This window comes from Thalassotalea ponticola (assembly GCF_041379045.1).
Classification (GTDB): Bacteria; Pseudomonadota; Gammaproteobacteria; order Enterobacterales; family Alteromonadaceae; genus Thalassotalea_A; species Thalassotalea_A ponticola.
In genome coordinates this window covers 1,236,509-1,248,944 of record NZ_CP166871.1, presented here as the reverse complement: position 1 = coordinate 1,248,944, position 12,436 = coordinate 1,236,509, and the positions used below count along the sequence as shown (strand labels likewise).

The 12,436-nt window shown below is 45.4% G+C and carries 5 protein-coding genes and 1 tRNA gene; 1 reads left to right on the top strand and 5 read right to left on the bottom strand.

The window, feature by feature from the left end:
- Positions 1-2 precede the first annotated feature (2 nt).
- Positions 3-707: a TorF family putative porin gene (locus tag ACAY30_RS05415; protein ID WP_290250469.1), complete on the top strand. Its 705-nt coding sequence runs from the start codon at positions 3-5 to the stop codon at positions 705-707.
- Positions 708-829: 122 nt separating this feature from the next.
- Here the strand turns inward: ACAY30_RS05415 and ACAY30_RS05410 are convergent, their stop codons facing one another.
- The 5 genes from ACAY30_RS05410 to ACAY30_RS05390 form a co-directional block, all read right to left on the bottom strand.
- Positions 830-5,119: an alpha-1,6-glucosidase domain-containing protein gene (locus ACAY30_RS05410; protein ID WP_290250470.1), complete on the bottom strand. Its 4,290-nt coding sequence runs from the start codon at positions 5,117-5,119 to the stop codon at positions 830-832.
- A 52-nt stretch (positions 5,120-5,171) separates the two neighbouring features.
- On the bottom strand, positions 5,172-8,045 hold the full coding sequence (locus ACAY30_RS05405; RefSeq protein WP_290250471.1) for a TonB-dependent receptor: 2,874 nt from the start codon (positions 8,043-8,045) through the stop codon (positions 5,172-5,174).
- A 353-nt stretch (positions 8,046-8,398) separates the two neighbouring features.
- Positions 8,399-8,486, bottom strand: a tRNA-Ser gene (locus ACAY30_RS05400).
- Between the two features lie 251 nt (positions 8,487-8,737).
- A complete protein-coding gene (gene nadA / locus ACAY30_RS05395; RefSeq protein WP_290250472.1) occupies positions 8,738-9,796 on the bottom strand; it encodes a quinolinate synthase NadA in 1,059 nt (352 codons plus the stop codon).
- A 136-nt stretch (positions 9,797-9,932) separates the two neighbouring features.
- Positions 9,933-12,401, bottom strand: coding sequence for a prolyl oligopeptidase family serine peptidase (locus tag ACAY30_RS05390; RefSeq protein ID WP_290250473.1), 2,469 nt, complete (start codon positions 12,399-12,401; stop codon positions 9,933-9,935).
- Positions 12,402-12,436 lie beyond the last annotated feature (35 nt).

The following is a 12,436-nucleotide window of genomic DNA, read 5'->3' as shown; positions in this document are numbered from 1 at the left end:
TTATGAAGTCTTTAACTAAAACATTTATTGTATCTTTACCATTAATGATCGCATCTCAGTCTGCGCAAGCCGATTGGAGCACAACCGTAACCGCGACATCTGACTATACCTTTAACGGTGTCAGCCAAACGCAAAACTCGCCAGCGATTCAAGCGAGCCTAGACAAGGCTTTGGACAATGGCATCTACGCGGGTACTTGGGCATCAAATGTCGATTTTGGTGGTGCCACCAATACCGAGTGGGACTTCTACCTTGGACAGTACCTGCAACTAAGCGATAACATTAGCTTTGACTACGGTATTGCTTATTACACCTATCACGGTGCGAGCGAATCGAGCGAGGGTAACTATCCTGAAGTGTATGCTAACTTTGGCTTTGCCAATGCCTTTGGTAACACCGAATTAAACTTTTGGTACAGCTGGGACTACTTTGGTACCGGTGCTGGCCATATCGTTAGCATGGTTGCCCATACGGTAGAAATCGCACCAAACCACGCCCTGCGCGCAAGTTTTGACGTGTCAAACTCGTTAGACGGTGACCAGTGGAGCTGGAATGGCAACGACAGTTCATATCACCACTACCGCCTTGCGTATCAAACTAGCTACGCAGGCTTTAACCTTGAACTTGCTGCCGAAAACACCAACTTAGATTGGGATACGGCAGACGAGCGAGTGGTCGTTAGCGTATCACGCACCTTCGACTTGTAAGCCTAGCGGTGCACCTAAACAATCATTAACGAAAAGACAAAGGGCATTGACGATTCAATGCCCTTTTAAATTTTTAGCCCTGCGATGATCGGGCGTAATTAAGTCGATTTGCTGCTAACGACTTACATAACTTTAGTCACCGTCAGCGTTGAGTTTAACGGATCGGGCCCGACAACAGTGAATAGATACTCGCCCGCTTCGCTGATATCAATGCTAAAGTTGGTCTGCGAGTCCTGCACCAAAGCTTCTGCTGTATCGAGATAAACATCGGCATCATCAGCAGAGGTAGCACCTAAGTTAACCGTTGCCCAATCTTGAGAGGCAACTTTAAACTGATAGCTCTTCGCCTCCAACATCAACGTTAACGTATAGGTACTATTGCCAACATAGGTCATCGCGTCGTTCTCAGACCAGCCGTTCATCTCACCTTTCACATAAACGGTGGTTTCCCCAAACATTTTCGCACTATATACCGACAACGTTGGTTGCTGTGGATTTGAAGCATCGAAGATAAAGGTATATTCACCGCCAGCAAACTCCATATGCAAGTTATCGTTTGAACCGGGAACTAGAAGCTGCTCTTCTCGCTCTAGCACTAACGTATCGTCAAACGGTGCGCCCATATTAACCGTCGCCCAATCGGCTGATGCGACTTTAAAGTACTTATCGCCGGCTTCAATGTTAGTGGTGAGTGAATATTTGCCATCACCAATATAAGTGAATGGGTTAGTTTCCCCCCAACCATTCATATCACCGCGCAAAAACACAGTGGTACCATAAAATGGCTCTTCGTAGCTTACCGTCAGCACGGGTGTCGAGGTATTGCTCGCATCAATGGAGAAGGTGTAGCGAGTCTCTTCGCTGATAACGATTCTCAGGTTGTCATTGCTACCAGGCACCAGCTCAACCGGATTGTTCAAGCTAACCGCATCGCCATTTGGCGCGCCGAGGTTAACCGTAGACCAGTCAGCTGAAGCGACTTTGAAGTAATACTCACCAGCAGCTAAGTCGATATCGACTGAGTAAATGCCGCCGCCTTGATACGTCATGGCATCTATTTCACCCCAACCGTTCATATCTCCGCGCACTAGTACAGTGGTATCGCCGTAAGGTACGACATCAGGTGCCCCTGCCGTTGCAAACGCCGACAAGCCTTCACCTTGTGCTTCGCCCTGCGGCTTAACAAATACCGCGGTCGTTAACGCAGGTACAGTGAAAGTGCCATCGCCATCGCCTTGACTAAAACTAGCGCCGGCGACATCGCCATCAATAGAAGTCTGCTGTGTGCCATGCAAGGTAAAGCCAGATGCGCTGGCAACTGTGTGCGAATGTTCCATATTGCTGGTGTTAACGACAACAACGATCGCATCATGCATGGGATCGAGATCAGTAAGGCCAATACCATCGTCAATACTCATCACGATTAACCCCTGAATTTGACGCTTACCAATGTTGTGGAAACCCACGCGATTGATAATGTCATCAGCCGTGGTCAAACGAAACAGCTTACTCGACTGGCGAATTTGCAAAAATTCATTAAACACATTGCTCGCAAAGCTGATTTCATTGATACCAACTTGAGCCATAGGATTAGAGGCTAAGGCAACTAAAGTATCGTCATCGCGCCCCCCTTTATCGAGTGGTAAGCCCACGTTGTAGTTATTACTCGAAAACTCAAAATCGACCTTATTATACCAATCGCCTGCATCATAGGTGTTGCGGTCTAATGATTTAGAGCGTAAGAAATCGCCGCCCATTTGCAAGAACGGAATTCCTTGCGACAACAAAATGATCGATTGAGAGACGTTTTGTGCTCGCACGCGCTCGTCCATGCTCATCGAAAATGGCAGAACAAACTGCAACTGATCCCACAGCGATTCATTATCATGCTTGGAAACATAATTGATCACGTCTGCTGGATCTTTGGCGTACATACCTGGGTTGTATGCACTCCCCGTTGCATCAACGCCGTTATAGCTTTTCAGTACATAGTCGGCTAACGAACCGGCCATACCAAGCTTAACAATATCCTGTTTGATAAACGGACCATCTTCATAATCTTTATTGGAGAATATTTCTCCCGTGCGGATCCCTTCGCGAATACGGTCATTAAATGTTGATATTTCGGTTCCCGCCATATTGAACTGATTGGCCTGTTCAAAGCCGCGATCATCGCGGGTCCAGCCTTCACCGTAGAAGTAATTATCTTCATCAATTGCACGAACCGCATCGCGGGCGGCGAGCATTTGTTGCTTAGAACCGTGGCTCATGATGTCAAATCGGAAACCATCGTACTTGTATTGCTCAGTCCAAAGCAGTAATGAATCCACCATGAACTTGTCCATCATTCGATGCTCAAGTGCAGTATCATTACAACAGGTAGACTGAATTACGGCCCCAGAAATAACATCGCGACTGTGGTAATAACCGGGAACAATTTTATCAAAAACTGAATTATCCCATAGACCCGCTGAATTGGTATGGTTATAGACAACATCTAGCACGACACGCAATCCGATGCTATGCAACGACTGAATCATAGCGCGCATTTCTTTAATACGGGCTACACCGTCAGCATCCGAAGCATAAATACCATCTGGGACGTTAAAGTGTTTAGGATCATAGCCCCAATTAAAACTATCAAATTCACGCAACACATCCATTAAATCGGTGGCGTCATTACTGTAAGGGCTGTAGTTTTCTAACACAGACTGAAGCGTTGCATTGGCATCTTCAACCCCGCATACAGGCGCATCAGCCTTTAATGCACAAAGATCAGCAACCGTATTGGTTAAATCGATGATACGCTGTGGATCTTCGTTTATCGATGCTATGTCGTTAGCGGGCAATATATGAAAGTGAGTTAAACCGCTATCCGCCAGCTTTTTTAGGTGCTTTACTGGCGCGCTATCCATTTCAGAGAACGCTAAGTATTTACCGCGGTTTTGTTCGCTAACGCTCTGATCTAAAGCGCTGAAGTCACGGATGTGAGCTTCGTAAATAACTGCATCTTCAACATCTGCGATGGTAGGCACTGTGTGTTCCATCCACCCGTCAGGATACAGTTCAGAGTCCTCTAAGTTAACAAATTGCGAATACTCACCATTGGTCGACAAGCTAACTGAATAAGGGTCGGTTACCAATAATGTTTCTATCATCTTGTTTTGCGGATGATAAACCCTTACTTCATACCGATAAAAAGCCCGATCAATAGATAAATCCGCCGTGTGGTGCCAGATCCCCGTCATGGTGTCTTCTACCATAGGGTAGCTGCCAATCTCGATTTTACTGCTGTCATAGACTTTTAACACGACGCTTTGCGCAGTCGGTGCCCAAAGCGCAACATCAATCATGCCGTTGTCATAGTTGACGCCTAGCTGTGCTTCATCGGCATCCATGTCTCCCATCGTATAAAGGAAATCCAATACCTTATCGGCTTGAACGTTGCTCGCCGCAACCGTCTCACCATCGCTGTTGTAGCCAACCAGTACTAACTGACCTTTCAACACAGCTTTGGCCTCTTCTGCAGTCCAATCGCCTTGATAAGCTGGCCAGTCGGCGACTTTGGGGGCAAACGATTTTTGCTCATCAGTTAGATCAACAGCGCTTAATTCCAACGTAGAACCATTAAATACGTCGTTTTCGTCAGCCTCAATGCCCGCGCTAGCAGAATAGTGTAGCTTGACACTGGCAACATCAGCATCAGAATTCCAAACCAACGTATTGGCATCAATCCAGTGAGCTGCGAAATCCGCCGCTTTTACCGGTTGTTTGCCCAACGATACGACTGGGTACTCAAATACAGATGGCTCGCCATTAAAGGTGAAGTTCATCCGCGCATAGGTTGGATCGTCCTGACGCAGTGGCATTTGGAAATCACCGCTTCCCAATGCTTTTCCGGCATCGTCAGTACCAATGTGGACAATAAAGTTACCGCAGTCGGAGTAACTTTCTTTTAGATTAACAATGTAGTAAGCGCCATAGGTGGGGTCAATCCCAGCATACTCATGGCCATTTGCCCAGTCCGACTCATCGTGCGGCGGAGCGTAGGCATCGCATTGATCAGAGTTCCACGTATGCAGACGGTACCCTATATAATCATCTGGATTGTCCGTACCCAGGTTAAAATACAATACGGCTTCATTTTCAGCTGGAAAATACACAGGCGCTGGTGCATTAGGGTCAACACCAACCACACAACTTTCATTGAGCGCATCGGGCACCGTTGGCGGTGGACATTGAATTGGCTCAGGTTCAACGCACGATGTTCCTGTCTCGTCAGGAACCAAAGGCACATCACAGGTGAGAAGAACTTCTCCAGACTTGATATCGCTCTCACCGCCACATGCGGTTAGAAATAGCGATATTAAGGCGACAATCAGCAAATTGGCTAGATTATTTGTCGTTTTCATTATTATTATTCCTTATTCAATCGTTACTTAGGTTTAGCGGATTAGTCTCGGACTAAAACGAGTAAGTAACACCTAAGTAAAATTGGCGACCAAAAAACTGGGTCGTACCGGAAAACTGTTTACTACCAAAGTAACTTTGCGTTGGCTCGTCGGTTAGGTTATTAACCTGAAAGATGGCACCAAAGTTATCGGTAATGTCGTAGGACGCTTGGTAATCAATCACCACTTCCTCGTCGAAATTAGCGATTTGCTGGTTTACTCCCCATTGCTCAGAGACGAACTTATCGCGATAGCGAACGCTGACGCGGGTTTCGAAATCTTTGTATTCCCAAAATAGGGTTGAGGTTAACAAATTCTCTGATAGGCCAGGTAATGACTGCTCTACAGAACCACCGGCAAGATCGGTGACAAGTTCAACATCACTCTTGGTATGTGAGTAGCTCATACTAACCCCTAAACCGGACCACAATTCGGGTAAAAATGAGAATACTTGGGTATAGGAAATCTCAAGCCCCTTGATGTTACCACCCTCTTCGTTATTGATGGCGGTACTGTATATTCCTATCGGATCGACTTCGCTAACAACACCGGTGGTTTCATTTTCAATAGTGTCTGGAACGTAAAAACCGGCCTCTTTAAAGTCAAAGTTACTGACCGTCAGGTTTTGAATAAAGGATTCAATATCTTTGTAGAACACAGCGACGGCAACGGCGCCATCAGTTTCACTAAAATAGTATTCGTAGGACAGATCATACTGAGTCGCATAAAACGGTTTTAGGAACGGACTGTTATTACTTGACCCCGATACTTTACCATCATCAGCGACGGTGGCGCTGCGATCGGCTGCGAGACGATTGATCGGCGGACGAGACATCACTTTTGCCGCGGCAAAACGCAATTGCGAATCGTCGGTCAGTTTCGCGTTTAAGTTAATGGACGGCAAGTAGTCGGTATACTCGATTCCAATCACTCTGGGTGCATAGTTAGAGTTAACCAGCCCGACTTCATCCATAACATTTTGGGCGCCCGCGGCTATCACACCACCAACATTGTCTAATGCGGTCGCACTTTGATCTGTGTCTACCATGCGAATGCCAATGTTACCGGTGATCGGGGTGTCGAATAGCTCAAAATCAAGGTTAGCCATCACATAAGCCGAGAATACTTTTTCATAGACTTCACCACTTTGTAGCACAGACCACGAGGTAGAATTATTGATTACCCCATTCTCATCCGCCCCCCACGTCTGCACAGGTTGAGGAATATCGTTACCAAACCAAGCCGTTAAAGCTTTGTCTAAGTCAATCGCTAAATAACTTGGAAAATAGCCAAACTCACCCTCCCAATTTACCACTTCAACCATGTCTTCGGTTAAACGCAGAGGTGGTTCACTGCTTGAGAAGTTATTGTCAGCACCGTACTCATATACCGAACGATCACTGCTGTAATCTCGATCCGAATAACGAACGCCAAATTCAATCGAAGAGATAAAGTCGTTGTCTAACGCGTAGTTAAAATCGAGACGATAGGCTTTTAACTCGTCTGTATTTTCGTATGGATAAATACCGTATTTACTCACCATGACTCGATTAATATCAGTGAAGGCGTCTTCTTGGTTAAAGCCGACGTCAGGTAAATCCAGCCCATTTAACATGTAGGAAATGGAGACATTCTGATCCAGCACCGGGTTATCAACGGTAGCGTCTTCGGCAACCAAAGACCAGAGTAAACCATTGCGAAACTCGCTTTCGGCGCTCGAGTAACTGATGTCCATGTTAGCGTTCAGTCGGTCGGTAATTTGCCAGTCTAGGTTGAGTCCATAACTTTGAACTTCATCGAAGTCTTGATTGTCATCATTAACCAATTCAACTCGGGTATTATTACCTTTGCTTTTACGGTTAATGGTACCGCCTATCATAGAGTTATCGACGATTACTGGATTGGCGATGGCCGCCGTTTCACCGTCAAATTTCACCCTAAAACCTCGGGCAAATGACTCGCTATCGAATTTCGACACAAATGCATCAGCTCGCACTATGAAGGTGTCATTAGGTGCCCATTCTATGGCTCCTACATAACCATTACGAGTTTCCTCACCACCTAGATGTTGTAACTCGAAGCCTTCACTCAAGTATTCATTTTCAGGGGAATCGACTGGCCCGTCTGTATCGTTGGCGAGAAAGTCAATGTCTTGATCTGCATTATATGCAAAACCAATAAACTGGGTTGCAACACCGGGTTGGTACAAGCGGGCATAGCCCATCGATACGCCTAGGGTTTCATCGAGAAATTTGCCTTGGTATGAGAAACTGAAACGATGCCCATACTCCTCGGCATCAGCAACTTCCTTGGCGCGATCGTTGTACATACCGCGCAGATTTACGTTAAAGGTATGTTGCTCTTCATTGGCTAATGGACTTGCGGTTTTAAGTTCAACGGTACCCGCGACGCCGCCCTCAATAAGCGATGCTTTTGACGATTTATACACCGCCGCCGATGAAATAAGCTCGGAGGGGTATTGATCGTATTCGATAGACCGGCTTCCTGAAGTGGAGACCTGCTCTCGACCATTAAGCGTGGATGAGACAAAACCGCCACCGAGGCCACGAATGTTTATTTCTGCAGCTTGACCACCGGTACGAACCGCTGCAATCCCAGGTAAACGCGTTAACGCATCGGCCATAGACACGTCTGGCAGTCCCCCTAAGTCATCCGCGGTTATTTGTTCAGAGACCGTATCGGCCCAACGTTTTTGATTAATCGATTGAATTAAAGAACTTTTGAAGCCGGTAACTTCAATGATTTCTATCTCATCTTGTTGGCTTTCATCGTCTATCGGCTCTACTTGTTCGGCAAGTAATTGCCCCGAACACGCCAACGAACCACAGGCCAGCAGCACACGAGAAACTGCGTTTAGCTTAAACATATTCTATCCCCAAAAAATTATCCCTTCAGTCATTTTTACGACGCTTCCAAGCTTTTATTGTTTTTTGTAGTGAGCAACATCAACCCGAAGTTAAACCTCAGAATAATGTTAATACATTGTTAACACAGGAAAATAAACAGAGCAAAAAATAAGCGAATGCATACGTATGCATAAAAATGAAGAGTTCGATAACGGCTAGCTATCGATAGTAATCAACCAGTTACCTGCGCAAGTAAAAGGATATTGTGGTAAGCAAAAGATTTAATAAGGAGAGTGACCAAATGTTTGCAAACAGACTTGGTCGATATACAAAACAATGAATTATAACTGACGGAGATCTGTTAAATTAAAAATGGCGGTGACGGAGAGATTCGAACTCTCGATACGTTGCCGTATACACACTTTCCAGGCGTGCTCCTTCAGCCACTCGGACACGTCACCTAATTTGATTAGTGATTTGGCTGAGCACGCCGGGCGTGGTATTTCCACTTAGCAGCAACTCAAACAACTCACATTATATAGAATTGTCGTGTAATTTTATTCCGTGTTGTCTTCACGTATTATCAACCTATTCGCTGATATCGAATAAGTTGTCGGTATGTTAGGGAATATTTGGTTATGGTGCAAGTACAAACGGCAAAACTATTCACCGTTTGTACTGTTTTTAATCAACTATCGAGTTGTTGACATCATTAGGTGTTATTCGTTTGAGATAACTTGAGCTTTGCAGAAAAGTCCAACATGCGATTAAGTGACTTTAACGCGCCATCGCGCAAGTCCATATCGACAAACACTTCGCGACCGGTAGGGTCAATTAGTGCATCGTGAATGGCCTTTAAGCCGTTCATTGCCATCCAAGGACAATGGGCACAGCTGCGACACGTTGCCCCTTCACCAGCAGTTGGTGCTTCAAAAAATTCTTTTTCAGGACAAAGTTGCTGCATTTTATAGAAAATACCGCGATCGGTTGCCACGATAAACTTATTGTTCGGTAGCTCTTGTGCGGCTTTTATCAACTGGCTGGTAGAGCCCACGCAATCGGCTAACTCAACCACCGATGCTGGTGATTCGGGGTGTACCAAAACAGCGGCATCAGGATGCAAGGCTTTCATGTCTTGGAGCGCCTTGGTTTTAAATTCGTCGTGAACGATACAAGCGCCATCCCACATGATCATGTCGGCACCCGTCTGCTTTTGAATGTATGAACCCAAGTGCTTGTCTGGTCCCCATAAAATGGTTTCGCCCTGCTCGTCTAAGTGCTCAACAATTTCTAATGCACAACTTGAGGTCACAATCCAATCGGCGCGGGCTTTAACTTCAGTTGAGGTATTGGCATAAACCACAACTGTGCGCTCTGGGTGTTGATCGCAAAATTTATTAAATTCTTCAATAGGACAGCCTAAGTCTAATGAGCAAGTCGCTTCAAGCGTTGGCATCAATACGGTCTTTTCAGGGGTTAGCACTTTAGCCGTCTCACCCATGAATTTAACACCGGCAACAATAAGCGTGTCCGCCGGATGTTGATTACCAAAGCGAGCCATTTCTAACGAATCAGCCACACAGCCTCCGGTTTCTTCCGCGAGTGCTTGGATTTCAGGGTCGGTGTAGTAATGGGCAACTAATACCGCATTTTTTTCTTTCAGAAGCTGTTTTATCTTGTTTTTATAGTCAGCTTTTTCGGCATCGTTTAACGGCGCTGGCTTAGGAGGAAATGTGTAATCAAAATCAACAGCCAAAGTGGTTTCTAACATGGTATTAAAACTCGTGTTAAGTCAATAGTTGTAATATGGTCGTTATTATAAGAGATTGCCGGCCAAATAGAAACAAAAGGCGCCGTCTAGCCGTAACTAGAGAGCGCCTTTATTAACCGTTTAAACTACGTTTTGACTATAAATGAGTTTCAAATAGTTTGTAAATACGGCGGTATTCATCTAACCAACTGCTCGGCTGTACAAAACCGTGCGGCTCAACTGGGTAAATAGCGGTTTCCCAATTTTCTTTTTCAAGCTCAATCAAGCGCTGAACCAAACGCACGCTGTCTTGGAAGAATACGTTATCATCAACCATTGGTGCGTTAATTAACAACGGCTTAGTTAAGCCTTCAGCAAAGTAAATTGGTGAACTGCGCTCAAAGGCAATCGGGTCATCGCCCGGAGTATTAAGAATGTTTGAGGTATAACCATGGTTATACGATGTCCAGTCAGATACCAAACGCAACGCCGAGCCAGCGGCGAAGGTGTCCGGCTCTTTAAACAGCGCCATCAAGGTTAAGAAACCACCGTAAGAACCGCCGTAAACACCCACTTTATCTTTATCGATATCAGCGTTAGCAACTAACCAGTCTACTCCGGTAAGCATATCTTCAACTTCAGGTTTACCCATGTGACGGTAAATTGCTGTGCGCCAGTCACGGCCGTAACCTTTTGATGCGCGATAGTCCATATCAATTACGGTATAGCCTTGTTGCACCAGCATTGAGTGGAACATAAATTCACGGAAGTAACCCGACCAACCTAGGTGTGAGTTTTGTAAGTAACCGGCACCGTGTACAAACATTACCGCTTTGCCAGCATTAGGGCCGGTTTGCTCTTTTGGTTGATAGACACGTGAGTAAATGCCTTGTTCGCTGTGTTTTGACGGAATTTCAACAACCGTTGGCGCAGTCCAAGGCATGGCTAAAAACTCATCACTCACCGTGTAGGTAACACGTGTTGGCGCCATTTTAGTGCGCAAGTTTTGCACGTATAACTCTGGTGGCATGGTGGTGGTAGAGTGCTCAATAAGCAGCTTGGTTTCATCAGGAGATAATGCGTACGAGTTGTTTCCGCCTAAGTCAGTCACCGCGGTTACTTTAGCCGTATCAACATCGACCTTATACACCTCGTAAATACCAGGGTGCTTTTTATTGGCTTGGAAATAAAAACTGCTTTCGTCTTGAGTTTTGGTTAATTGACGAACTTCATAACGACCAGAAGTTAATGCTTTGGCTTTACCGTCAATTGGTTTTACGTATAAATGACCATAGCCAGACTCTTCAGATAAGTAGTAAAGTGTTGCCGAGTTGTTAAACCAACCAAAGTCATTAAAGTCCCAGTTAATCCACGCGTCGTCGTGTAAACGGTGTTGGTTAACTAGCGTTTTGTTGTCAAAGTCGATGGTCGCAATCCAACGATCTTTGTTGTCCCACGCTTCCAACATAACGGCTACGTGTTCGCCGTCTTTGTGCCATTTAATAGCTTGCTGATATTGCATCAAATGAATATTACGAGGTGCTTTTTTCGACTCATAGGTTTTGCCATCACGGGCGTAATTTTCTTTGCGAACCGATGCCAGTACATCTTCGTCAAACCCCGGTAGGCTATCAAAGCCTAGCAAGTACTGTGCATCGTTAACAAGATCAAGCAAATACACTTGTTCTTGATATTGACGATTGTCAGATACGCGATAGCGCACGCGTTGTGGGTCAATCATCGCATCACTGGTGATGTAGTTTGGCATGATATCTTCTGGCTTGCTCCACGGCATATCTTTGGCCACAGAGACAATCAGTTTATCGCCAGTAGGTGATAATTGCGCTTGCACCACGCGTTTGCCTTCACCAAAATAGAATGTTGATGTGGCAATGGTGTCGTTAACGTCTCGAATGTCTTGCTCTTTGTCAGCGGCGATTGTCGCGTTGCGCTCTTGCAGGGCAACAAATTTAATCAGTTTGTGTTGCTCTTTGGCAATATAGGTTTTTGCTTTTGCTTTACCTGGGGTGTTGGTCATTTTTAGGTTAGCAAGCTCGCGTAACTGACCAGTGGTTAAGTTTAAGCTGTAAAACACATTACCTGCGCGATACGCAATATCGCCATTGGTTAAAAACATCGGCTGAGTTTCTACCGCCGATGTATGAGTGAGTTGACTAACCGATTTAGCTTGTAGATCTTTTAAAAACACATTGCCTTTAAACACGTACAATTCTTTGCTGCCATCTGCACTTTGCACCGCGCCTTTATCAGCCACTTTGTGCAAGGTGGTGTAATTAACCTTATCGCCATTACCTTGCTCTGCTAATGACTTGCTGAACAAGTCTCGGGTTGGATTGCCTTCGCGCTTTTGCTGGTAAAAAATGGTGTTGCTGTCATCGCCCCAATACCATTGCTCGGGCGCACGTCCCATCCAATCTGGATCAGACATCACTTTTTCTAGAGTGATTTGGGTATCGATATTTGGGTTAACAACCTCGTCACCTTTGACTTGTTGTGGTATTGCGCTATTTTGCGTCGCTGCCGACTCAGGTTGCGTCGATGTTGTTGTACTTACGCAAGCACTCAGTAATAAGCTTACCGAGGCTGCTAACAAAGTGTATTTCATAGTGTCCTACATCGTATTGTTAAATTTATCGGTGC